Source organism: Actinomyces sp. W5033 (assembly GCF_051303165.1).
Window position 1 is genome coordinate 103,950 of record NZ_JBPPGD010000001.1, and the last position, 22,460, is coordinate 126,409.

20 protein-coding genes are annotated in these 22,460 nt (G+C 73.8%); 14 read left to right on the forward strand and 6 right to left on the reverse strand.

The window, feature by feature from the left end; genetic code table 11:
* The first annotated feature begins 106 nt into the window (after window positions 1-106).
* Both ACSJJR_RS00450 and ACSJJR_RS00455 read left to right on the forward strand, forming a co-directional pair.
* A complete protein-coding gene (locus tag ACSJJR_RS00450) occupies window positions 107-691 on the forward strand; it encodes a DUF5998 family protein (RefSeq protein ID WP_435941554.1) in 585 nt (194 codons plus the stop codon).
* Entirely contained in the window at window positions 688-1,980 is a 1,293-nt protein-coding gene (locus ACSJJR_RS00455; RefSeq protein WP_435941555.1) for an alkaline phosphatase family protein, read from the forward strand. Before ACSJJR_RS00450 ends, ACSJJR_RS00455 begins: the two co-directional genes overlap by 4 nt.
* A 15-nt stretch (window positions 1,981-1,995) precedes the next feature.
* Here ACSJJR_RS00455 and sepH read toward each other — a convergent pair whose 3' ends face one another.
* Window positions 1,996-3,189 carry a septation protein SepH gene (gene sepH / locus ACSJJR_RS00460; protein ID WP_435941556.1) on the reverse strand — a complete coding sequence of 398 codons (1,194 nt, stop codon included), beginning with the start codon at window positions 3,187-3,189 and terminating at the stop codon, window positions 1,996-1,998.
* 313 nt (window positions 3,190-3,502) lie between these two features.
* Between sepH and ACSJJR_RS00465 the strand changes: the two genes are divergently transcribed.
* From ACSJJR_RS00465 to ACSJJR_RS00480, 4 genes are all read left to right on the forward strand, one after another.
* A complete protein-coding gene (locus tag ACSJJR_RS00465; RefSeq protein WP_006549617.1) occupies window positions 3,503-3,808 on the forward strand; it encodes a DUF4193 domain-containing protein in 306 nt (101 codons plus the stop codon).
* Window positions 3,809-3,906: 98 nt separating this feature from the next.
* Window positions 3,907-4,614 (forward strand): DUF3710 domain-containing protein, encoded by a 708-nt coding sequence (locus tag ACSJJR_RS00470; protein ID WP_435941557.1) that lies wholly within the window; start codon window positions 3,907-3,909, stop codon window positions 4,612-4,614.
* The gene (locus tag ACSJJR_RS00475; protein WP_435941558.1) at window positions 4,611-4,985 is read left to right on the forward strand and encodes an OB-fold nucleic acid binding domain-containing protein; all 375 of its coding nucleotides are present in this window, start codon (window positions 4,611-4,613) and stop codon (window positions 4,983-4,985) included. The genes ACSJJR_RS00470 and ACSJJR_RS00475 overlap by 4 nt, the downstream gene beginning before the upstream one ends.
* The gene (locus tag ACSJJR_RS00480; RefSeq protein ID WP_435941559.1) at window positions 4,982-5,722 is read left to right on the forward strand and encodes a DUF3159 domain-containing protein; all 741 of its coding nucleotides are present in this window, start codon (window positions 4,982-4,984) and stop codon (window positions 5,720-5,722) included. The genes ACSJJR_RS00475 and ACSJJR_RS00480 overlap by 4 nt, the downstream gene beginning before the upstream one ends.
* Before the next feature lie 98 nt (window positions 5,723-5,820).
* Here the strand turns inward: ACSJJR_RS00480 and ACSJJR_RS00485 are convergent, their stop codons facing one another.
* A complete protein-coding gene (locus tag ACSJJR_RS00485) occupies window positions 5,821-6,537 on the reverse strand; it encodes a potassium channel family protein (protein WP_435941560.1) in 717 nt (238 codons plus the stop codon).
* A 3-nt stretch (window positions 6,538-6,540) separates the two neighbouring features.
* Window positions 6,541-7,206, reverse strand: a complete 666-nt coding sequence (locus tag ACSJJR_RS00490) for a potassium channel family protein (RefSeq protein WP_435941561.1) — start codon at window positions 7,204-7,206, stop codon at window positions 6,541-6,543.
* Between the two features lie 59 nt (window positions 7,207-7,265).
* On the opposite strand from ACSJJR_RS00490, the gene ACSJJR_RS00495 reads away from it, so the two are divergent.
* From ACSJJR_RS00495 to acnA, 3 genes are all read left to right on the forward strand, one after another.
* Window positions 7,266-9,344 (forward strand): APC family permease, encoded by a 2,079-nt coding sequence (locus ACSJJR_RS00495; RefSeq protein WP_435941562.1) that lies wholly within the window; start codon window positions 7,266-7,268, stop codon window positions 9,342-9,344.
* On the forward strand, window positions 9,341-10,753 hold the full coding sequence (locus tag ACSJJR_RS00500; RefSeq protein ID WP_435941563.1) for a class I SAM-dependent RNA methyltransferase: 1,413 nt from the start codon (window positions 9,341-9,343) through the stop codon (window positions 10,751-10,753). The genes ACSJJR_RS00495 and ACSJJR_RS00500 overlap by 4 nt, the downstream gene beginning before the upstream one ends.
* A gap of 152 nt (window positions 10,754-10,905) precedes the next feature.
* Entirely contained in the window at window positions 10,906-13,596 is a 2,691-nt protein-coding gene (gene acnA / locus ACSJJR_RS00505) for an aconitate hydratase AcnA (RefSeq protein WP_435941564.1), read from the forward strand.
* A 37-nt stretch (window positions 13,597-13,633) separates the two neighbouring features.
* Here the strand turns inward: acnA and ACSJJR_RS00510 are convergent, their stop codons facing one another.
* Window positions 13,634-15,199 carry a hypothetical protein gene (locus ACSJJR_RS00510; RefSeq protein WP_435941565.1) on the reverse strand — a complete coding sequence of 522 codons (1,566 nt, stop codon included), beginning with the start codon at window positions 15,197-15,199 and terminating at the stop codon, window positions 13,634-13,636.
* A 120-nt stretch (window positions 15,200-15,319) separates the two neighbouring features.
* On the opposite strand from ACSJJR_RS00510, the gene ACSJJR_RS00515 reads away from it, so the two are divergent.
* The gene (locus ACSJJR_RS00515; protein WP_435941566.1) at window positions 15,320-16,735 is read left to right on the forward strand and encodes a dihydrolipoyl dehydrogenase family protein; all 1,416 of its coding nucleotides are present in this window, start codon (window positions 15,320-15,322) and stop codon (window positions 16,733-16,735) included.
* Between the two features lie 111 nt (window positions 16,736-16,846).
* Complete coding sequence (locus ACSJJR_RS00520) at window positions 16,847-17,305, forward strand: tRNA (cytidine(34)-2'-O)-methyltransferase (RefSeq protein ID WP_435941567.1); 459 nt, start codon at window positions 16,847-16,849, stop codon at window positions 17,303-17,305.
* 58 nt (window positions 17,306-17,363) lie between these two features.
* Here ACSJJR_RS00520 and ACSJJR_RS00525 read toward each other — a convergent pair whose 3' ends face one another.
* A complete protein-coding gene (locus ACSJJR_RS00525; RefSeq protein WP_435941568.1) occupies window positions 17,364-17,960 on the reverse strand; it encodes a YbhB/YbcL family Raf kinase inhibitor-like protein in 597 nt (198 codons plus the stop codon).
* Between the two features lie 260 nt (window positions 17,961-18,220).
* Here ACSJJR_RS00525 and ACSJJR_RS00530 point away from each other — a divergent pair, with 260 nt between their 5' ends.
* Complete coding sequence (locus tag ACSJJR_RS00530) at window positions 18,221-19,261, forward strand: hypothetical protein (protein ID WP_435941569.1); 1,041 nt, start codon at window positions 18,221-18,223, stop codon at window positions 19,259-19,261.
* Window positions 19,258-20,955, forward strand: a complete 1,698-nt coding sequence (locus tag ACSJJR_RS00535; RefSeq protein ID WP_435941570.1) for a DNA polymerase Y family protein — start codon at window positions 19,258-19,260, stop codon at window positions 20,953-20,955. The genes ACSJJR_RS00530 and ACSJJR_RS00535 overlap by 4 nt, the downstream gene beginning before the upstream one ends.
* Here the strand turns inward: ACSJJR_RS00535 and ACSJJR_RS00540 are convergent.
* The gene (locus ACSJJR_RS00540; protein ID WP_435941750.1) at window positions 20,946-21,665 is read right to left on the reverse strand and encodes a phosphatase PAP2 family protein; all 720 of its coding nucleotides are present in this window, start codon (window positions 21,663-21,665) and stop codon (window positions 20,946-20,948) included. The two genes, ACSJJR_RS00535 and ACSJJR_RS00540, sit on opposite strands and share 10 nt — an antisense overlap.
* A gap of 90 nt (window positions 21,666-21,755) precedes the next feature.
* On the opposite strand from ACSJJR_RS00540, the gene ACSJJR_RS00545 reads away from it, so the two are divergent.
* Window positions 21,756-22,379 (forward strand): thymidine kinase, encoded by a 624-nt coding sequence (locus ACSJJR_RS00545; protein ID WP_435941571.1) that lies wholly within the window; start codon window positions 21,756-21,758, stop codon window positions 22,377-22,379.
* The last annotated feature ends 81 nt before the right edge of the window (window positions 22,380-22,460 follow it).

Sequence of the window (22,460 nt, forward strand, 5' to 3'; positions counted from 1 at the left end):
GCTGCCGGGCGCCCTCTCACTGCCCTGCGACCGGAGGAGGTGCCTCGCTCCGGTCCTCGCCTCGGCGCACTCATGGGTGTCGCAGGCGGATGGCATGATCGGCCCCATGACCCAGCCCGAGATGACGACCCTGACCGCCGAGGTCACGCGCGCCGGCTACTACCCCGAGCTCGTGCTCGGCACGCTGCGCACCGCGCTCGCCGGCGAGGAGCCCGTCGCGAGCCTCGTCCAGGCGGAGACCACCTTCGACGAGGCCGTCCACCGCCACCTCACCGTCCTGGCGCTCACGCCCGGGCGGCTGCTCATCGTCCACGTCGACGATGCCCAGCGCGAGGACGGCTCGCCCGCGGCCGTCGCCACGAGCGAGGCCGTGCCGGTGGGGCGCATCTCCTCCGTGGCCCTCACCCACGGTGTGAGCATGCCGGCGGCCGACGGCGGCCGGCTCACCGAGATGACCATCGCCCTCTCCTGGGGCGCCGTGCGCCGCATCGACCTGGAGCCCGCCACCTGCCCGGACCCCGACTGCCAGGCGGACCACGGCCTGACCGGCGTGTCCATGCCCGACGACATCGTCGTGCGCGTGGCCCTCGGGGTCGAGGGCGACGCCGCCCTGGCCCGCGCCGAGGCCTTCGCCCAGGCGCTGTCGCGCGCCACGGCCCGTTCCTCCCTGCACGCCCAGGGGCTGACATGAGCCCCACCGCGCCCGGTGAGGGCGCCGCCCACGCACCCCACCTGCGCCAGGTCCTGGGCGCCGCCGCCGTCAGCGCCGGCCTACTCCTGCGCGAGACCACCGTGCCCGGGACCCTGAGCCAGGAGGAGGCCGTTGCCGTCGCCACCGCCTGGGGGATTGTGCCCGACGGCGCCAGCCCCCGCGCGGGCGGCGGCACCGTCGTCGTCCTCGTCGATGGCCTCGGCCTGGAGAACCTGCGCGCCCGCAAGGGCCACGCCCCCATGCTGCGCTCCTGGTTGTCCAGCGCCGAGTCCAGCGCACCCGGGCCCGAGGCGGGCACCTGCCTGCCCTCCACCACGGCAGCCGCCCTGACGACGCTGGGCACCGGAGCCCTGCCGGGAGCCACCGGCATGGTCGGATACAGCGTCCTCAGCCCCCTGCTGGCACGTGAGCGCCTGGCCGGGCGCGAGCCACGCCGTGAGGACCAGCTGAGCCTCATCAGCTGGGAGGGGCACGGCCTCGACCCCCGCGCCTGGCAGGACGTTCCCACCATCTTCGAGCGCCTCGAGCTCGACCCCAGCAGACCCCGGCGCACCGACGGCCAGAGCGCCCCGCTGGCCGTCAGCATCGGCCCCGCGCGCTTCGCCGGCTCCGGTCTCACCCTGGCAGGGCTGCGCGGCGCCGCCCACCGGGGGGCCGACCGCATGGAGGACCGCCCTGGCCTGGCCGCGCGTGCCCTCGCCCAGGGCGTGCCGCTGGTCTACCTGTATGTGGGCGAGCTCGACCACGCCGGCCACGCCCACGGCTGGCGCTCAGACCAGTGGCTCACCCAGCTCGAGCGCCTGGACCACATGCTCGCCGAGCTCGCCCGCCGCGTCCCCGGTGGCACCCGGGTCATCCTCACGGCAGACCACGGCATGATCGACACCAACGCCAGCCACCGGGTGGACCTGTCCGCGGACCCTGTGCTCGCGCGTGACGTCGTCGCCGTCGCTGGCGAGCCCCGCTTCACCCACCTGCACGTGAGCGGGGCGGACCCGGCCCTCGCCGCCGAGAGCGCCGCCCGGTGGCGTGACCGGCTCGGTGACAAGGCCCTGTGGGTGGGGACGCGCGACGAGGCGCACACGCTGCTCGGGCCGCTGAGTGAACGCGCCCGCTCAGTCGTCGGCGACGTCGTGGTCGCGATGGCCGGCGCATGGGTGCTTGTGGACCGGCGAGTGCACTCGCCCAAGGCCATCGCCATGCCCGGGGTGCACGGCTCGCTCACAGCCCAGGAGACGAACGTGCCCCTGCTCCTGACCCGCGCCTGAGCGCGAGCCGGCGCGTTACTCCGGCTTCGAGCCGAAGACGATGTCGTCCCACGAGGGCATCGGCCGGCGCGGCCGCCGCCTCGGCCGGGGCTTGGGCGCCGAGGGCATGTCCGGTAGCGCCTCCTGGGTCGCCCCGTCCCCAGGGGCATCCACTTCCCCCTCGGTCACTGAGTCCGTGGAGCCGGGCGAGGAGGCCGGCGCCGGTGAGGGCGCTGAGGCCGGTGAGCCCGCACGGGGCAGCCGGGAGCCCGCCGGGTGGTTGCCGGTCAGGGCCCTGCGGCGCTCCTGCATGGAGACCACCTGGGCGTGACCGTAGGGCGAGGTGACAGGACCGTCCTGCCCGGGCTCCTCCTCATCCTCGACAGGGCAGACGACCTTGGCACGCCGACCACGGCTGGAGGCGAGGTCCGCCAGCAGGGCCTCCGTCTGGGAGACCGCAGGAGCATCCTGGCCCCCAGACCCATCCAGGGCGCCCGGCTCGGGGTCGGGGACCTGGACGGGACCCGCAGGCCCGAGGGCCTGCACCGGGGCCGCAGGCCCGCCCGTCTGCCTGGCCTCCGGTGCCGGCGAGGCCGCCCGGGGCCGGGAGGAGGCCCGAACAGCCGTGGAGTCCTGGTCGAAGACCTCCGCCATCCGCGGCGCGGCAGCCGCCTCAGTGAGCCAACGGGACTCGTCATCCATCGCGCTCACGGACCGGGCGGCGAGGTCAAGCTCCCACCGGGCCTGCTTCTCCTCGGCGCCCTGCACGAAGGTCAGGACCACCTGCCACGGCTCACGGCCCTCGCGCAGCGCGTCCCACTGGAGGCTGGAGGGCTCCACGGCGCGTGTGGCCAGCCGGTCGACGACGAGCTCGCCCAGCACGGGGGAGTCCTTCTCCCAGCCGATGCGGCAGCCCTGCGCCTGGGACACGGCCCAGGCCCGCTCGGCGAGCACCGGGCCCTCGAAGCGGCGCACGTGCTCGACGTCCATGCCGACGGCCTGGGCGACCTCCTCGGCGGAGGCTCCCGCCCTCATGAGGGTCTGGAGGTCGCGCGGGCGCACCACCGTGCCGGGCGCGGGAGGCTCGGGAGCCGGCGCCAGGGCAGCCGGCCGGGCCCGGCGCACGGCAGCACGCAGGGCGTCGTCGACGACGACCGCGTACCGCTGCCCGTCCCTGTCCGTCATGACGACGCGGTCGCCGTCTGCGCCCAGCAGCTCGAGCTCGATCATGTGGTCGGCCTCCTCAGTGCCCTTCAGCGGTCCCGCAGGGCTGGCGGCGGGAGCGGCGCCCTGCGCGCCCAGCCTGCCACCTCGAGGCCCGGCAGACCGGGAGGCGAGCCCGGTGAGCCGCGTGAGCCGGGGCGCGAGACCGATCACGGCAGCAGCCAGGAGGGTGTTCCGACTCCGGTGCGGTGGTGCTATGGTGCGCGTGCCCTGCCCACAGGGGCGTTCCGGCTCGTCCCCAGGGGCGGGGCGGAACCCCGGCGGCCCCGTGCCGCTCAAGCCGCAGCGACCGCCGTCCACGAGGAGAGAGTGACGAGCCATGGCGACTGACTACGACGCCCCGCGCAAGAACGACGACGAGCCCGAGGCCGACTCTATTGAGGAGCTCACCGCCCGGCAGAAGGACCACTCCTCTGAGGCCATCGAGGAGGACGAGAACGAGGTCGCCGAGGGCTTCGAGCTCCCGGGGGCGGACCTGTCCCGTGAGGAGCTCAGCGTCCACGTGGTGCCCCAGCTCGAGGACGAGTTCACCTGCTCCGAGTGCTTCCTCGTCCACCACCGCAGCCAGCTCGCCTACGTCGATGACGCCACGGGCCTGCCCGTGTGCACCGACTGCGCCGGCTGAGGCCACCACCCGCGCGGCCCCGCCTGCGGGACCGCCGCCGCACCCTGCCAACCACAGAACCTGGGACCGGGCGCACCGGTCCCACCAGAGGAGCTCCCATGGGCCTGTTCTCGCGCCGGCGTGCCGGTGCGCCCGCCGCCGGCACCGACGAGGAGGTCGCGTCGGCGGACAGCGACGAGGCCGTCGAGGAGCCGGCCGGGGAGCCCACCACGGGTCCCTGGGACGTCGCCAACGCCCCCGACGCCCCGCGCATCGACCTCGGGTCCCTGCGGGTGCCCGTCGTTGACGGCATGCAGATGCGTCTGGACCTGCCCCGTCCAGGTGCTGCCCCCGTCGCCGTCGTCCTGGCCCTGGGAGGCTCCACCCTCGAGCTGCGGGCCTTCGCCGCCCCCCGCACCGCAGGCGTGTGGGAGGACCGGCGTGCGAGCATCACCGCCGAGCTCACCCGGGCCAAGGCCACCCTCAAGGTGTTGGAGGGGCCCCACGGCACCGAGCTGCTGGCGCAGGTGCCCGTGCCCGGCCCCGAGGGCGTGCGGATGAGCGTCCCGTCGCGCTTCATCGGCGTTGACGGGCCCCGCTGGTTCCTCCGCGGGGTCCTGCAGGGGCGTGCCGCCACGGACGACGCCGCCGCGGCGGCCCTGAGGGAGGTCTTCGACGACGTCGTCGTCGTCCGTGACGGCCAGGCCCGCCCGCCCCTCGAGGTCCTGCCCCTGCACGTGCCCGGCGCCGTCAACGCCCCCGCCGCCGAGGGCCTGCCGGCGCTCGACCCCCTCACCCCGGGCCCGACCATCGCCGAGGTCCGATGAGCCTGTGGTCCCGGCTGTCGCGGGCGGTGGGGGCCCTGGGCCCCAGCCGGGAGCAGATCGACGCCGACGACGAGGCCCGCAGCGCCGCCCGCCGCGGCACGACCCCCATCGGCCAGGCCGTCCCCCGCAGCCGCGCGACCGTCTCAGGGGTCATCAGGGCCGTCACCTACGGGCCCGTGACCGCCAAGCCCGTGCTCACGGGCCAGCTCTACGACGGCACCGGCACCATCGACCTCGTGTGGATCGGGCGCCACTCGGTCACCGGCATCCAGCCGGGCGCCCACCTGCTCGCCGAGGGCATGGTCTGCGCCGGCCGCACGCGCCCCACGATCTACAACCCCGCCTACGAGCTCCTGGGAGAGGGCCAGTGACCAAGGCCGCACCGCACAACAACGACGACGGAGCCACGGACGGTGGCGCCTCCACGGGCCGAGCCGCCTCCCGCACCGGGCTCGGCGCGATCAGCTCCGAGCGCTTCGACGCCGCCGCCGCGGTGGGAGGCTGGCGCGGGGTGGCGGAGTCCGTCCTGCCGACCCTGGTCTTCGTCGTCGTCATGGCGCTGAGACCGACGGCGCTCGTGACGGCCGTGGTGGCCTCACTCGCCCTGAGCGCTCTGGCCGCCGGGGCCCGCCTGGCCCAGCGCCAGCCCCTGACCCAGGCGCTGGGCGGCGCCGTCCTCGCCCTCGTCAGCGCCGCGTGGGCGTGGCGCAGCGGCCAGGCCTCGAACTTCTACGCCACCGGCCTCATCATCAACGCCGTGTGGCTCACCGGCTGCCTCGTGTCCCTCGTGGTGCGGTGGCCGCTGGTGGGTGTGCTCATGGAGCTGTGGCGCGCCGGCTCCGGCCAGGACGAGCCCGCTCGCACTGGCCTCTGGTCCTCCTGGCGCACGGACCCCGAACGGGCCGCGGACCGCCGCCGCCATGTGCTCGCCACGGCCGTGCTCAGCGCGATGTTCGCCTTGCGGCTGCTCGTGGAGGTGCCGCTGTACCTCGCGGGCCAGGAGGCCGTCAGCGCCCTGGGCGTGGCGCGTCTGGTCCTGGGGGTGCCGCTGTTCGCCGTCACCCTGTGGTTCGTGTGGCTGCTCGTGCGCCCCGCCCAGCGCCCCTGAGCCTGGCCGCCCCGCGTCGCTGAGCCTGCCGGGGCCCAGGTCCCGCCGTCGGGCGGCGCCAGGTCCTCCGACCGGCCAGGCACGTGCGGTCGCGGCCCTCAGCCGAGCACGGGCGCCTGCTCCTCGGGGTCCTGGGGGACCGGCTCATCCTGGGAGGTGAAGATCACCGGGATCTCCGCCAGGGCGCTCTCGCCCTCCTTCGCCGTGAGGAACAGCAGCTCGTCGCCGCGCTCGAAGCGCTCGTCCGCGTCCGGCGTGATTGGCCGGTAGTCGCGCAGGATCGCCGAAAGCACCGTGTGCGGCGGCAGCTCGACCTCGCTGACGAGCTCACCGATGACCGGGGAGTCGTCCGGCAGGGTCAGCTCGTGCATGAAGGCGCCCGACTGGTGGAAGCGGAAGACCGACACGAGCGCGCCCACGCTCACCGCCTCCTCCACCAGCGCCGTCATGATGCGCGGGGTGGACACCGACACGTCCACGCCCCAGGTCTCATCGAACAGCCACTCGTTCTTCGGGTTGTTGACCCGTGCGACCGTGCGGGGCACCCCGAACTCCGTCTTCGCCAGCAGCGACACGACGAGGTTCGCCTTGTCATCACCGGTGGCGGAGACCACCACGTCGGCGTCGCCCGCACCGGCCTGCGCCAGGGCATCGACGTCGCAGGCGTCCGCCAGCAGCCAGTCGGCGTCCGCCACGGAGGCGACGCGCATGGCCTCGGGGGAGCGGTCCACGAGCGTGACCTCGTGGCCGTGGGAGATGAGCTCGCGGGCGATGGACCGGCCCACGGAGCCAGCGCCGGTGATGAGAATCTTCATGGCTCAGGACTCCTGCACAGGGGGACGGGACAGGGCGCGCTGCACCGCGGGCAGCCGGTCCGTGGGCACGGCGACGTGGAGGCGGTCGTTCTCCTGCACGATCGTTGACGCCGTCGGCACAAGTGCAGCGGAGGCGCGCGAGATCCAGGCCACGCGCACCTGGAGGCGCTGCTCCAGGGACGCCACGCTCATGCCCACCCAGGCCGCACACACGTCCGGCTGCACGAGGACGACGGCGCCCGAGGGGTCCTCCGCCTCCCTCGCCGTCAGGCCCGGCAGGACGCGGCGCATCATCTGCTCCGCCGTCTCCCGCACGGTGGCGACCGTCGGGATGCCGAGCCGCTCGTACACGTCCGCACGGCGGGCGTCATAGATACGGGCGACGACGTGCTCCACCCCGAAGGTCTCACGCACCACCCGGGCCGCGATGATGTTCGAGTTGTCCCCGTTGGACACGGCGGCGAAGGCGTAGGCCTCGTCGATGCCGGCCTGCTCCAGGGCGTCACGGTCGAAGCCGACACCCTTGACCTTGCGGCCCTGGAAGCCCGAGGGCAGACGCCTGAAGGCGTCCGGGTTCTGGTCGATGACGGCCACCGAGTGGCCCCTGCGGTCCAGCTGGGTGGCCAGGGTGGCCCCCACCCGTCCGCAGCCCATGATGACGAAGTGCACGAGCGGAACGGTACTCCCCGTATGGCCCCAGACGGAGGACGGACGTAGGCTCCTTCACCGTGCGTGACTTCGCCGACCGCCTCAAACGGCTCCTCGTCGGGCGCCCGGTCCCCAGCCAGGCCCTGGGAGAGACCCTTCTGCCCAAGCGGATCGCCCTGCCGGTCTTCGCTTCCGATGCCCTGTCCTCGGTCGGCTACGCCCCCGACGAGGTGCTTGTCACCCTCGCCGTCGCCGGGGTGGCCGCCACCGCGCTGTCGCCGTGGATCGCCCTGGCCGTCGTCGCCGTCCTCCTCGTCGTCGTCGCCTCCTACCGCCAGACGGTCCACGCCTACCCCTCCGGCGGCGGCGACTACGAGGTCGTCACCACCAACCTGGGCCCCAGGGCGGGCCTGCTCGTCGCCTCCTCCCTGCTCGTCGACTACGTGCTCACCGTTGCCGTCTCCGTGTCCTCCGGCAGCGGTTACCTCGCGGCCGCCGTGCCCGCGCTCGCCCCCTACAAGGTGCAGGTCGCCGTCGGCGTCGTGACCGTCCTGGCCCTGCTCAACCTGCGCGGCTCGCGCGAGTCCGGGGGCGCCTTCGCCATCCCCACGTACCTGTACATGGCGGCCATCGGGGTTATGGCCGTCACCGGGCTCGTCCAGGAGGTCACCGGGACACTGGGCCAGGCACCCAGCGCCGCCTACGAGGTGCTCGCCGACGACGGCTGGGAGTACGGGCTGACGGGCCTGGCGGGCGCCTTCCTCGTCCTGCGGGCCTTCTCCTCCGGCTGCGCGGCCCTCACCGGGGTCGAGGCGATCTCCAACGGCGTCCCCTCCTTCCGGCGGCCCAAGTCCCGCAACGCGGCCACCACCCTGCTGCTGCTGGGCCTCATCGCCGCGGCCATGCTGCTGAGCATCGTCCACCTGGCCGGAGCCACCGGCGTGCACATGGTCGAGGACCCGGCCACGGGCCTGCTCAGCGACGGCGTCCCGCTGGGCAAGGGCTACCACCAGGACCCGGTGATCGGCCAGATCGCCGCCACCGTCTTCGCCGGCTTCCCGCCGATGTTCTACCTCGTCACCGCCGTCACCGGCCTCATCCTCGTGCTGGCGGCCAACACGGCCTTCAACGGCTTCCCGGTGCTCGCCAGCGTCCTGGCGCGCGACGAGTTCCTGCCGCGCCAGCTCTCCCAGCGCGGCGACCGCCTGGCCTACTCCAACGGCATCATCGTCCTGTGGCTGGGGGCGACCGCCTTCATCGTCGGCTTCGGTGCGAGCACCAACCGCCTCATCCAGCTCTACATCGTCGGCGTGTTCATCTCCTTCACGCTGTCCCAGGTCGGCATGGTGCGCCACTGGACCCGTGAGCTCACCACCGCCACCGACGTGCGCGTGCGGGCCCGTATGCGCCGCTCGCGCGCCGTCAACGTCGTCGGCATGGCCGGCACCGGCCTCGTGCTCGTCATCGTGCTCGCCACCAAGCTCACGCGCGGCGCCTGGATCACGCTGACGATCATGGCCCTGGTCTACCTCGTCATGACCGCCGTGCGCCGCCACTACCGGCGCGTCACCCAGGAGATCGCCATCGACGACCTGCACGACGCGCGCGTCCTGCCGGCCCACGTGCACGCCATCGTCCTGGCCTCGCGGCTGCACCAGCCGACCCTGAGGGCCCTGACCTACGCCCAGTCCACGCACCCGACCTCCCTCGAGGCCGTCACCGTCGACACCGGTGACGGCGGCGCCGAGGCCTTGCTGGAGGCCTGGGAGGACGCCGAGCTGCCGGTGCCGCTGACCGTCCTGGACTCGCCCTTCCGCGACATCACCCAGCCGGTCGTCTCCTACGTGCGCAGCGTGCGCCGCGAGTCCCCCCGAGACCTCGTCGTCGTCTTCCTGCCCGAGTACCTCGTGCGCCACTGGTGGCAGCAGGCCCTGCACAACCAGACGGCCCTGCGGATCAAGACGGCCCTGCTGTTCACCCCCGGCGTCGTCGTCGCCTCCGTGCCCTGGCAGCTGGGCCTGCCGGGTGAGCGGCTCATCCACCACGGGGTGCGCCAGACCTCCCCGACCGGCATCATCGATGCCGACCAGGCGGCGCGTGACGCCGCAGCCGACCGGCAGCACAACCCCAACGGCCAGCACAGCCAGGAGGCACGATGACCGCCCGCCCCGCACGCCCGGTCCCCCGCCCCGCCCAGGACGGCACGCGCCCCACCACGCGCGAGGAGCTGGTCCTCGACGTCGGTGCCCCCGCCCACGGCGGCCACTGCGTCGCCCGCCCCGCCGACGACCCTTGCGGGCGCGTCGTCTTCGTGCGCCACGCCCTGCCCGGCGAGCGGGTGCGCGCGGTCCTGACCCAGAAGACCGCCAAGATCTGGCGTGCCGACGCCGTCGAGGTCCTCAGCGCCTCCCCGGACCGGGTCGAGCCCGTCTGGCCCCAGGCCGGTCCCGGCGGGGTGGGCGGGGGAGAGCTCTCCCACGTCGCCCTGGCCGCCCAGCGCACCTGGAAGCGGTGGGTGCTGGCCGACTGCCTGCGCCGCATCGGCGGCGAGGACGCCGCCCAGGCCGTCACCGAGGCCGCCGGAGGCGCCGCCGTGACCGTCGAGCCCCTGCCCAGCGAGGCCCGCGCCGAGGCCTCCGACGACGCGCGCACCCGTGCGCTGGCCGGCACCGGCAGCCGCACCCGCCTGGCCCTGACGGCTGACGGGCGGGGCCGCTTCGGCATGAACGCCTTCCGTTCCTCCACCGTCCTGGACCCCGGCAGCCTGCCGCTGGCCGTGGCGGGCCTGCGCGAGCTGGGCCTGACCGAGCGCGCCCTGTGGCGCAGGCACGCCCGCCCCGGCAGCCGTCTGGAGGCCGTGGCCCCCTCAGCGGGCGAGCCGCTGGTCCTCATCGACGGCCAGGTGCTCACCGCCCAGGGCCGTGCCACCGGCCGCCGCCGCGTAGACGAGGTGGTGGACGCCCGCGGCCTGGGCATGGGCGAGCTGCGTTACAGCGTGCACGCCGACGGCTTCTGGCAGGTCCACAGGGACGCCCCGGCCGTCCTGGTCGAGGCCGTCATGCGCGCCGTCGTCACCGGCTCGCCCTGGGCTAACGGGTCCCTCCTGGACACGGGACGGGTGGCCGGCACGCGCGTCCTCGAGCTGTACTCCGGGGCCGGACTGCTCACCCTGCCGCTGGCGGCCGCAGGCGCCCGCGTCGTCAGCCTGGAGGGCTCCGAGCAGGCCGTCGGGGACGCCCGGCGCAACCTGCACGGCTACGACGCGGTGAGCCTGCGCACCGGGCGGGTCAGCGCCCGGGCGGTGGACGAGCTCGGCCGCCTGGACGGCACGACGGCCGACGTCGTCGTGCTCGACCCGCCCCGGCAGGGTGCCGGCCGGCAGGTCATCGAAGCCGTTGCCGCCCTCAGCCCGCGCCGGGTGGTGCTCGTCGCCTGCGACCCGGCGGCCCTCGCCCGGGACCTGGGCCTCCTGCTGGGATCGGGGTACACGGTCGGCGGGGTGCGCGCGCTGGACATGTTCCCCCACACACACCACTTCGAGACCGTCGCCGTCCTCGAGCGCCCGTGAGCCGGGCGCTGTTGGGAAACCCCTCAGTGACGTAAACGCGGTACCGCGGGGCCGCCCGAGCGCCCGGGCACGTGGGATGTTCCCGCCCTGTGACGGGGCGTCGTCTACGGTGTGGACGGAGCACTGCCGACTTGTGACCACTAGGAGCGACGTTGACGAGCCTCGACACCTTCCACTCACGCGCCACGCTCGACGTGGACGGCACCGCCTACGAGATCTTCCGCCTCGACGCCGTCGAGGGCCTGGAGCGGCTGCCCTACGCCCTCAAGGTGCTGGCGGAGAACCTGCTGCGCACCGAGGACGGGGCCAATGTCACCGCCGAGCACGTGCGCGCCCTGGCCCAGTGGGACCCCGCCGCCGAGCCGGACACCGAGATCCAGTTCACCCCCGCGCGCGTCGTCATGCAGGACTTCACCGGCGTGCCCTGCATCGTCGATCTCGCCACCATGCGGGAGGCCGTCGCCGGGCTCGGTGCGGACCCGTCGGTCATCAACCCGCTTGCCCCCGCCGAGATGGTCATCGACCACTCCGTCCAGATCGACTCCTTCGGCCTGTCCAGCTCGCTGGAGACCAACAAGGAGCGCGAGTACGAGCGCAACGCCGAGCGCTACCAGTTCCTGCGCTGGGGCCAGGGGGCGCTGGACAACTTCCGCGTCGTGCCGCCGGGCACCGGCATCGTCCACCAGGTCAACATCGAGTACCTCGCCCGCACCGTCTTCACCCGGCAGGTCACCGGGGCCGACGGCGCCACGGTCACCCAGGCCTACCCGGACACCTGCGTGGGCACGGACTCGCACACCACCATGGTCAACGGCCTGGGCGTGCTCGGATGGGGCGTCGGCGGCATCGAGGCCGAGGCCGCCATGCTCGGCCAGAGCGTGTCCATGCTCATCCCGCGAGTCGTCGGCTTCCGTCTCACCGGGGCCATCCCGGCCGGAGCCACCGCCACCGACGTCGTGCTCACCATCACCGAGATGCTGCGCCGGCACGGGGTCGTGGGCAAGTTCGTCGAGTTCTACGGCGAGGGCGTGGCGGCCGTGCCGCTGGCCAACCGCGCGACCATCGGCAACATGAGCCCCGAGTTCGGCTCCACCGCCGCGATCTTCCCCATCGACGAGGTCACCCTGGACTACCTGCGCCTGACCGGCCGCACCGAGGCCTCCATCCGCCTGGTCGAGGAGTACGCCCGGGCGCAGGGCCTGTGGCACGACCCCTCGCGCGAGCCCGCCTACTCCGAGTACCTCGAGCTCGACCTGTCCACGGTGGTGCCCTCCATCGCCGGACCCAAGCGCCCCCAGGACCGCATCGTGCTCAGCGAGGCCCGGGAGGCCTTCCGGCGGGCGCTGCCGGCCTACGCCGCCGAGACCTCCAAGCCCACCCCGGTGACGCTGGCCGACGGCACCGTCACCGAGCTCGACCACGGGCACGTCGCCATCGCCTCGATCACCTCCTGCACGAACACCTCCAACCCCTCGGTCATGGTCGCGGCCGGTCTGCTGGCCCGCAACGCCGTCGCCCGGGGCCTGCGCTCCAAGCCGTGGGTCAAGACCTCCACGGCGCCGGGCAGCCAGGTGGTCACCGAGTACTACGAGAGGGCCGGCCTGTGGCCCGCCCTCAACGCCCTGGGGTTCAACGTCGTCGGATACGGCTGCGCCACCTGCATCGGCAACTCCGGGCCCCTGCCCGCCGAGGTCTCGGCGGCCGTCAACGACGCGGACCTCGCGGTCGTCTCCGTGCTGTCGGGCAACCGCAACTTCGAGGGCCGTATCAACCCCGACGTCAAGATGAACTACCTGGCCTCCCCGCCGCTGGTCATCGCCTACGCGCTGGCCGGCACGATGGACTTCGACTTCGCCACCGAGCCGCTGGGACAGGACCAGGACGGCAAGGACGTCCTCCTCGCAGACATCTGGCCGGACCCGGCTGAGGTGCAGGCCACCATCGACGCCACCATCGACCGCCAGATGTACGCCTCCGGCTACGCCGACGTCTTCGCCGGTGACGAGCGCTGGCAGGGCCTGGACACGCCCGAGGGTGAGACCTTCGCCTGGCACGAGGAGTCCACCTACGTGCGCAAGGCCCCCTTCTTCGAGGGGCTGACGATGGAGCCGGCCCCGGTCGAGGACATCACCGGCGCCCGCGTGCTGGCGCTGCTGGGCGACTCGGTGACCACGGACCACATCTCCCCGGCGGGCGCCATCAAGGCCGACTCCCCGGCGGGCCGCTACCTGGCCGAGCACGGCGTGGCCCGCAAGGACTTCAACTCCTACGGCTCGCGCCGTGGCAACCACGAGGTCATGATCCGCGGGACCTTCGCCAACATCCGCCTGCGCAACCAGCTGCTCGACGGCGTCGAGGGCGGTTACACCAGGTGCTTCCTCACCGGTGAGCAGGAGACGATCTTCGACGCCTCCCAGGCCTACCAGGCGGCGGGCGTGCCGCTCGTGGTGCTGGGCGGCAAGGAGTACGGCTCCGGCTCCTCGCGTGACTGGGCGGCCAAGGGCACGGCGCTGCTGGGCGTCAGGGCCGTCATCTGCGAGTCCTTCGAGCGCATCCACCGCTCCAACCTCATCGGCATGGGCGTGGTCCCGCTCCAGCTGCCGCAGGGCCAGACGACGGCGAGCCTGGGTCTGGACGGCACCGAGACCTTCTCCATCGAGGGGCTCACGGCCCTCAACGAGGGGCTCACCCCGCGCACCGTCACCGTCAGGGCGGAGAAGGCCGACGGCCGGGTCGTCTCCTTCGACGCCGTCGTGCGCATCGACACCCCCGGTGAGGCGGACTACTTCCGTCACGGGGGCATCTTGCAGTACGTGCTACGCCAGCTCGCCCGCGGGCAGTGAGGGGTGGCCCGGCGACGCTGGGGCCAGCCGGAGGACGTCACTTCTTTCCGGGGGCGTAGGCGGTGAGCTGCCCGTGCTCACGGTCGAAGGTGATGATGAGCCCGGGGTTGACCAGCCACATGGGCTGCTCGCCCGGCTCGGAGCCCGCGAAGGCCACGGGCCTGCCGTCGGCCACGGACCACATCCCTGACAGCGCCACCGACGCGCTCGTCTGGGAGGGGCTGCCCTCGACGTGCATGAGCAGGGAGCCGTCGGAGGACAGGGCGTACCAGGAGCTCTCCACCCCGTAGACGCACTCGCCGTCGTCCCGGGCGGGCACGAGCCTGCGCTCACCGATGGTGAGCGTGATGGAGCAGTGGTCCTTCTCGTCCGGGTCGTACTGGGACGTCACGGCCGCCCAGGACAGGTCCCCGTCGACGACGAGGGCACGCATCTGTGCGCCGGTGGGACGGGGAGCCTCGAACAGGCGCGCGTTCGTCTTCTTGTCGTAGCTGGGCCAGGCGCCCTCGAAGGCATCGACCTGCTCACCCGAGGGGGACAGGACCCGGTACTCCTCATCGACGTAGTTGAAGATGAGCCAGCCGTCCGCCAGGGGGATGACGTTCTCCTCCGTGCTGTTAGCCTTGAGGTCCACCAGGGTGCCGTCCTCGAGCCGGACGGCGGTGTCCTGGGCGGCGAGGGTGACGAGCGAGCCGTCGTGCACCGCCCAGTTGTACCTGGCCAGGTCCATCGAGGAGGCGGAGCCGGCGATGTCCTGCTCCCACAGGGGCGTGGTGGGGTCGGATGCGGACCAGCCGGTGCAGTGGTCGTGCTTGTCGCAGACCAGGGCGTAGGAGCCGATGAAGGTGGGGAAGTCGTCCTCGTCCCAACCGGCCTCGGCGGGGGCGCCGTCGGAGGCCTTGAGCAGCTGGCTGCCTCCGAGATACACCCAGTCCCCCCAGTAGCTGACGTATCCGTCGTCCTGGTTGACCCTCGTCTCCCACTGCTCCTTGGGCTCGGAGCCGGAGACGTCGTAGGCGGTCACACGGGTGAGGTCGAAGCTGCTGTTGCGTGTGCCGACGACCAGCTGGTCCCCGTTGACGGCGATCACCGCGTCCTCGTCGACGTCGAGCTTCCAGACCTTGTGGCTGGCCTCGGCCCAGCCGGCGGAGACCTCCTGGACGGTGGAGGTCGCGGAGGACGAGCCGCCGCCCCGGCCCAGCAGCGTCCAAACGCCCCAACCGGCACCAGCCAGGACGAGCACGACGACGACGGCGGCACCGATGAGCATTGGTGCGCGCCTGCGCGGCGGTGCCGGGGCGAGCGGCGCTCCGGCCGCAGGAGCCGGACCAGGGCGGGCGCCCGCCACCGGGGCGGCGGCGGGCTGAGCAGGGGCACGGTTGGCAAGAGCGGCCTGGACCGCCGGGTCCTCTAAGGTGCGCAGCCACTCCAGCAGCTCGGGGTAGGCACCTGGGTTGGCGGCCAGGACGGCGTGCAGGTCCGGGCGCTCGGCAGCGATGCGCTGCTGCTCCAGGGGCGGTGTGCTGGGGGACAGCGCAGCCAGGAGGTCGGGGTCAGGTCCGGCCTGGGCGTCTGAGGAAGGAGGAGGTGGGGCACTGCTCATGGGCCGATACTAAGAAGTCCTGCGACAACGAGTCGAGACCGGGGTGGAATGCCACCGGCACGGGCCGTGTTGGTACCGGTGGCCCGCGACCGCCGCGGGCCTGAGACTGAGGAGAGCACCGTGCCCGCCACGACCCAGGAGCCTGTCCAGGACGTCGATCTGCTTGTCATCGGAGGGGGCAAGGCCGGCAAGTCCCTGGCGATGCTGCGGGCCAAGGCCGGTGACAGGGTCGTCATGGTGGAGCGGGACAAGGTGGGTGGCACGTGCATCAACGTCGCCTGCATCCCCACCAAGACCCTCATCTCCGCCGCTCGCGTGCTGCGCGAGGTCCAGGGCTCGCAGGCCTACGGCGTCACGCTGCCCGGGCAGGACGGCGGCGCCCTGGCCCGGGCGCGCATCGACCTGGCCTCCTTGCGCGCCCGCAAGGAGGCGGTCGTCTCCGCCATGGTGGCCGCCCACGAGGACATGTTCCCCGCCTCGGGCATGGACTTCGTGCGTGGCACCGCCCGCTTCGTGGGGGAGCGCACCGTCGAGGTCGCCCTGAACGACGGCGGCCTGCGGCGCGTGCGCGGCGCCAAGGTCCTCATCAACACCGGCACCACGCCGTCACTGCCGCCGATCGAGGGCCTGGGTGGCGTGCGCTACTGGACCAGCGAGGACCTGCTCACCCTGCCCGAGCTGCCCACCCACCTCGTTGTCCTGGGCGGCGGCGTCATCGGGGTGGAGATGGCCTCCCTCATGGGGCTCCTCGGTGTCCCGGTCACCATCGTCCACGCGGGCCGTCACGTCCTGGACCGTGAGGACGACGACGTCGCCGCCGAGGTGACCGCCGGCCTGGAGGCCCTGGGCGTGACGGTCCTGGCCGGTGCGCGCGCCTCGAGGGTCGCGGCCACGGCCGGTGGTGGCGTCCTGGTCACCACCGAGGACGGGCACGAGGTGAGCGGGTCCCACCTGCTCGTCGCCCTGGGGCGCACCCCCGTCACCGCCGGCCTCGGCCTGGAGGCCGCGGGCGTCGATCTGACCGACAGGGGCTTCGTGCGGGTCAACGAGCACCTGGAGACCAGCGCCCCCGGGGTGTACGCCGCCGGTGACGTGGCCGGAACACCCCAGTTCACACACGCCTCCTGGAACGACTTCCGGGTGCTGCGCGACCTCCTCGCCGGCAAGGAGGCGACGACGGCCGGGCGCCTGGTCCCGTGGGCCGTGTTCACCACGCCCGAGCTCGGGCACGTCGGGATGACCGAGACCGAGGCCCGCGAGGCCGGTCACGAGGTCCTCGTCGCCACGACGCCCACCGCCTCGGTGCCGCGCTCCAAGACCGTGGGGCGCACGCAGGGCTTCTACAAGGTGGTTGTTGACGCCCGGAGCGAGGAGGTCCTGGGAGCCGTCATCATTGGTGAGGGCGCCAGCGAGGTCATCACCAGCGTGCAGATGGCGATGCTCGGGCACCTGACCTGGCGCCAGCTGCGCGACGCCGTCATCACCCACCCGACGATGGCGGAGGGGCTCAACATCGTCCTCGACACCCTCGGCTGAGTGCCGGCCCGGGCGGGCTAGCGCGCGGCTGCGGGCCCGCGGTGGCCGGCCGTGGGGCTGCGCTCAGCCGCGCCTGCGCCGCGGCCCCGGGGCCGTGGCAGGATGTGCGCCGTGCTGCACGTCATCTTCTTCGAGCCCCGTATCCCCGGCAACTCCGGTGCGGCGATCCGCCTGTCGGCCAACACGGGCTCAATGCTGCACCTGGTGGACCCGCTCTTCGAGATGGATGACGCCAGGCTGCGCCGGGCGGGCCTGGACTACCACGACCTCGCCCTCACCCGCGTGCACGCCACCTGGCAGGAGTGCCTGGAACAGGTTCCGGGCAGGGTCCTCGCCTTCACGGCCCACACGGACACGCTCTACACCGAGGTCGGCTGGCGCGGTGACGACGCCCTCCTGTTTGGCCCCGAGCCCACGGGGCTGCCGCAGGAGATCATGGACCACCCGCGTGTGACCGGGCTCGTGCGCATCCCCATGGTCGAGGGCAACCGCTCCCTCAACCTCGCCAACTCCGCCGCCATCGGCCTGTACCACGCCTGGCACAGCCTCGGCTTCCCGGGCGGGCGCTGAGCCCCGGGGCCTGACGGCGCGCGGCGCCGCGCGGGCACCGGTGGTTGCCGTCAGGCGGTTACCGACTGCTCGCGCCGCTGGCCGGGTCGAGCGCAGCGCGAGCGGACGGGGGCAGGGGCCCGGGCATCGAGTACGTGGCGGTGAGCAGGGCGCGGCCCAGGGTGTGGAAGGAGACCTGGCAGGCCACGGCGGCCGCGGAGGCCTCGTCATCCAGGCCGAGGGTGTCGGTGTCGAGGGCGTGCACGGCGAAGACGTAGCGGTGCTCGCCGTCGTCGTCGGGCGGGTAGGGGCCGTACCAGGCGTGCGTGCCCGCGTCGTTGCGCACGTGCATGGCGGCACCGTCCAGGAGCAGGTCTGACTCGCCCGCCCCTCGGGGCAGGGCGGTGGTGGAGGCGTCCAGGTCCATGACGGTCCAGTGCCAGAAGCCCGAGGGGCTCGGGGCGTCGGGGTCGAAGCAGGACACGACGAAGGAGCGCGTGCCCTCTGGTACCCCGCTCCAGTGCAGCTCGGGGGAGACGTTGCCGTGGACGGCGGTGAACCGGTCATCCATGCGCTCGCCCTCGGCGACGTCATCCGAGGCCAGCGTGAAGGTCGGGACCGTGGGCAGAAGGTCGTAGGGCAAGGGGCTGCGCGGACGGCTGAGGTCGGTGGTCACATTCGTCTCCTGGGTGCGGGTGGCCTGTGGGGCTCGTCTGGTGAGGTGCACCACTGTAGACGGCTGCGGGTGGACGACGGCGGCCGCGAGGGCGGCGTGTGCGGGCCGTGGGCCCGGTGGCCGTGGGCCCGGTGGACGCGGGCCGTGGGCCCGGTCGGGGACGAGAGGTGTTCCAGGCGGCGCCACGTGTCCCTGCCTGGCGCTACCCTGGTACACACATCGAACATGTGTTCGATGAATGTGCCGGGGAGAGGATGGGGATGCAGGCTCAGAGCACGGACGCCGCGACGGCCGAGGCGCACGGTGGTCCTGCTGCCGGGGCGCCGTCGCGCCTGGACACGGCCCGCGCCGCCCTCGCGCAGGCCGAGGCCCGCACCGGGCTGCGGGCCCCGCTGCCCCTCGGGGCGTGGCCCGGCGCTGCGGTGGCCGTCTCGGCCTCCACCCCTGGTGCTCTCGCCGCTGGCACCCTTCCCGCCCCGGTGCCCGGTCCCCCCGGGCGCGCTCCCGGGTCCGAGTCGCCCTGGGAGGCCGTCAACCCGGCCGCCGCCGGCGTCCTGTCCCTCACGGGCTCCGTGACCCTCCTGCTCGCGGCCGCCGCACGCCGCCAGGGGCCTCGGGGGTGGTGCGCCGTCGTCGGCGGGAGGGACCTGGGCTGGTGCGCCGCCGCCGAGGCCGGCCTCGACCTCTCGCGCGTCCTCGTCGTGCCGGCCCGCGACCTTGCCCCGGCCGTCCTGCCCAGCGTCGTCGCCGCCCTGGTCGATGGGCTCGACGTCGTCCTGCTCACGGACGCCACCGCCCGGGCGCTCACCGCGCGGCAGCAGAGAGCCGTCGCCGCCCGAGCCCGCGAGCGAGGCTGCCTCGTCCTGCTCGACGAGCCCTGGGAGGGTGCCCGTCTCCTGCGGGCCCGGGCCCGGGGCCTGGGCACCCAGCTCGTGGAGGCGGACCAGGAGGGCGGCGAGGGGGCTGCCGACGTCCCCCAGAGCGGGGGCGCGCGCGTCCTGGCGCTGCGCCCGGCTCCCCGCGGCCCCCTGCCGGAGGGCCTGGCGCCATGCCCGCCACGGCCGACGCCCCCCGCACCTCCCACGCAGCCGCTCGCCCAGGAGCCCGCGCAGGCGCCGGTGGAGATGCCAGCGGGCTGGCTGCGTCACCTCGACTGGGTGCTCACCGAGCCACAGAGGGGCCCGGCCACGGTCCTTGTGCGCTCCGGGGCCCGCGGGGTGGAGATCCTGGAGGACCGTGCCCCGCAGGAGCCCCGGCGTCGTGCCCCCGCGCTCACCGTCCTGCCCGGGGGCCTGTCATGAGCGGGCCGCACGCTCGCGCCACGCCGGGCCCCGTCCCGGCCGTGCCCCGGCTGCTGGCCATCTGGGTCCCCGACTGGCCCGTCGTCGCCCTCACCCTCGATCACCGCCACCCGGCAGGAGGGACCAGTTCCCAGGCCGGGCGGGCCGCAGCACCGGACCCCGCCCTCGATCCCGTCGCCGTCCTCGGCTCCCAGGGCGTCCAAGCCGCCTCCGCCCCCGCCCGCGCCGCTGGGGTTCGCCGCGGCATGAGGCTGCGCCTGGCCCGCTCCCTGTGCCCGGAGCTCACCGTCCTGCCTGCGGACCCCGTGCGCGAGGCCCGCGCCTTCGAGCCCGTCATGGCCGCCCTGGCCACCGTCCTGGCCGAGCCCGTCGTCGCCCGGCCCGGCCTCGCCCTCTGCGGCGCCCGCGGCCCCGCGCGCTGGCTCGGAGGCGAGGAGGAGGTCGCGGCCGCACTCGTCGAGGCCGTCGCCAGGGAGGTTGGCGTCGAGTGCCTGGTCGGCGCCGCCGACTCCCTCCTGGCCGCCGTCCTCGCCGCCCGCAGCGGGGTCCTCGTCCCCGAGGGGAGGTCCGCCTCCTTCCTGTCTCCCTGGGCCCTGGGGCACCTCCTGGCCGCCCTGCCCACCGAGAGGGAGAGGGCGCAGACCGAGCCCCTCCTAGAGGGGCTGGCCCAGCTCGGGCTGCGCACGCTCGGGGACCTGGCCCGCCTGCCCCGCGCGGACGTCGCCGCCCGCTTCGGCCCTGCCGGCGAGCGGGCGCACCGCCTCGCCGCCGGCGAGACGTGGCAGGTCCCCTCCTGCCCGCGCCCCGACGCGGACCTTGAGGCCGTCAGCGTGCTCGACCCTCCCGTCGAGCGCGCCGACGCCGCAGCCTTCGCCTCCCGGGCCCTTGCCGTCAGACTCTCCTCCTCCCTCGTGGCCCACGGCCTGGCCGCGGGCAGGCTCCTGGTCGAGGCCGAGTGCGAGGACGGCAGCCTCCTGTCGCGCTCCTGGGCGCTCGACACCGTCCCCAGCCCCACCGACCTCACCGACAGGGTGCGCTGGCAGGTCGAGGGCTGGCTCTCCGCGCGGCCGGGCGCCCGTCCGGCCTCGGCCCTCGTCCGCCTGCGCCTGCTCGCCCTCGAGACCTGCGCCGCTGGCACCCGTCAGGCGGGCCTGTGGTCCTCCCCGGGTGAGAGGGGGCGGCGCCGTGCCGCGCGGGCCGCCGAGCGCGTCGAGTCCCTGCTGGGCGTCGGCAGCGTGAGCACGCCCGTCCTGGACGAGGACTGGGACCCGCGCTCGCGGGCGCGGCTCGTGCCCTGGGGTGAGGGCCACCGCGCCCGTGCGGAGCCGCGCCAGGAGACGACGGCCGACGGCGGGCGGGCGGCCTGGGTGGGAGCCCTGCCCTCGCCGTCTCCCTCGCTCGTCCTGGCCGAGCCCGTTCCGGCGGTCCTGCTTGACGCGCAGGGACGCGAGATCCTGGTTGACGCCCAGGGACAGCTCGCGGGCACGCCCTGGCAGGTCCAGGTCACCGGAGGGCCCGCGCCGTCGGGGTGGCTGAGGGTGTGCTCCTGGGCCGGGCCGTGGCCCGTGGACGAGGGGTGGTGGAGGCCCACAGGGGCCTCACGTCGCGCCTACCTGCAGCTCGTCTTGCAGGACGGGCCGGCCCTGCTGCTCGTGCGCCGATCAGGCTGGTGGCTCGAGGGCGTCTACTCCTGAGCGCTCAGGCTGCTCGGGGGCTGCTCCTGAGCCCCCGAGCAGCTCGGGGACTGCCTCAGGCGGCCGCACAGCACCGCCACCAGCGACAGCCACGCCACGGCCAGGGCCCAGCCCGCGAGAACGTCCGTCGCCCAGTGGTAGGCCAGGTAGACCCGTGACAGCCCCACGAGAAGGGCTGCCGCAACAGCAGCCAGGGCCGCCACCACCTTGCGGGACCGGGGCGCGCCCGACAGCAGCACGGCCCCGGCGAGGGCCCCGGCCAGCACCGCCGTGTTGAAGGAGTGCCCCGAGGGGAAGGCGAAGGAGGGGGAGGGGCTGCCCAGCAGCAGGGCGACCGAGGGACGCTCGCGGCCGAAGGCGAGCTTGAGCAGCACGGTGAGCGCGGCCGAGCCCGCCATCGCCACCGCCAGCACACCCGCCTGGTGCCGGCGACCGCCCGCCACCAGCACCGCGCAGGCCAGGAGGGTCAGCAGCGTCAGGCCCGTCGTCCCGCCCAGGTGGGTCGCCGCCCAGGCGAGATGCGTGAGCCACGTGCGGCGCAGACCCACGGCGTAGGCCGTCGCCGTCGGGTCGTAGCCCGCCAGAGCCCCGCCCGTGAGCACCTGGACGGCGACCACGGCGAACACCCCCAGCCCGAGGCCACCTGAGGCGAGGAGCACGGGCACGATCCGGTGGCGCGGCCGGGAAGCGTCGGAGGGCGGGGGCGTCATGAGCACGGAAAGGACAGTAGCGGGGCCCGGTAGCATCCCGGAGGGCGCCCTGCCGTGGCGCCGCCCGGTCCCCGAGGAGAGGCGCGCACGATGGCCAAGCTCTACTTCCGCTACGGCGCGATGAACTCGGGCAAGACCACCGGCCTGCTGCAGACCGCCTACAACTACGAGGAGCGCGGCCAGAGCGTCGTGCTCATCAAGGCGGGTGTTGACACCAAGGGGGACGACACGGTCGTCTCGCGCCTGGGCATGGTGCGCCGGGTGGACCTGCTCGTCGGCGCCGACGACGACCTGCGTGCCCTCGTGCGCGAGCGCGTGCTGGGGGAGCGGGCGGCGCAGGAGGGCGCGGTCGTGAGTGAGGCGGTGGACTGCGTGCTCGTCGACGAGGCCCAGTTCCTCACGCCCCTCCAGGTGGACCAGCTCATGAGGCTCGTGCTCATCGACGACGTGCCCGTCCTCGCCTACGGCATCCGCACAGACTTCCGCACCGTGTCCTTCCCGGGCTCACGCCGCCTGCTGGAGATCGCCCACTCCCTGGAGGAGCTCAAGACGATCTGCCGGTGCGGGCGCAAGGCGATCTTCAACGCGCGCAAGGTGGGGCAGCGCTTCGTCTTCGACGGCGACCAGATCGCCATCGACGGCCAGGACGTCACCTACGAGTCCCTGTGCGGCAAGTGCTACCTCGCGGCGGGCGGGGTGCTGGCGGGCGAGTAGGTCCAGCTCACGTCAAAGTCTTGTATGTCGCAAGATACAAGAGAATGACGTGAGTGGTGTGTGGGGTGTGCCGTGCTCCGC

Bases quoted from the DNA above. Each gene is read 5' to 3' on its own strand.
- ACSJJR_RS00510 (WP_435941565.1), bottom strand. From the start codon at position 15,199: ATGAGCAGTGCCCCACCTCCTCCTTCCTCAGACGCCCAGGCCGGACCT.
- ACSJJR_RS00535 (WP_435941570.1), top strand. From the start codon at position 19,258: ATGAGCGGGCCGCACGCTCGCGCCACGCCGGGCCCCGTCCCGGCCGTG.
- ACSJJR_RS00530 (WP_435941569.1), top strand. From the start codon at position 18,221: ATGCAGGCTCAGAGCACGGACGCCGCGACGGCCGAGGCGCACGGTGGT.
- ACSJJR_RS00540 (WP_435941750.1), bottom strand. From the start codon at position 21,665: ATGACGCCCCCGCCCTCCGACGCTTCCCGGCCGCGCCACCGGATCGTG.
- ACSJJR_RS00500 (WP_435941563.1), top strand. From the start codon at position 9,341: ATGACCGCCCGCCCCGCACGCCCGGTCCCCCGCCCCGCCCAGGACGGC.
- ACSJJR_RS00465 (WP_006549617.1), top strand. From the start codon at position 3,503: ATGGCGACTGACTACGACGCCCCGCGCAAGAACGACGACGAGCCCGAG.
- ACSJJR_RS00545 (WP_435941571.1), top strand. From the start codon at position 21,756: ATGGCCAAGCTCTACTTCCGCTACGGCGCGATGAACTCGGGCAAGACC.
- ACSJJR_RS00470 (WP_435941557.1), top strand. From the start codon at position 3,907: ATGGGCCTGTTCTCGCGCCGGCGTGCCGGTGCGCCCGCCGCCGGCACC.
- ACSJJR_RS00455 (WP_435941555.1), top strand. From the start codon at position 688: ATGAGCCCCACCGCGCCCGGTGAGGGCGCCGCCCACGCACCCCACCTG.
- ACSJJR_RS00485 (WP_435941560.1), bottom strand. From the start codon at position 6,537: ATGAAGATTCTCATCACCGGCGCTGGCTCCGTGGGCCGGTCCATCGCC.
- ACSJJR_RS00450 (WP_435941554.1), top strand. From the start codon at position 107: ATGACCCAGCCCGAGATGACGACCCTGACCGCCGAGGTCACGCGCGCC.
- sepH (WP_435941556.1), bottom strand. From the start codon at position 3,189: ATGATCGAGCTCGAGCTGCTGGGCGCAGACGGCGACCGCGTCGTCATG.
- ACSJJR_RS00475 (WP_435941558.1), top strand. From the start codon at position 4,611: ATGAGCCTGTGGTCCCGGCTGTCGCGGGCGGTGGGGGCCCTGGGCCCC.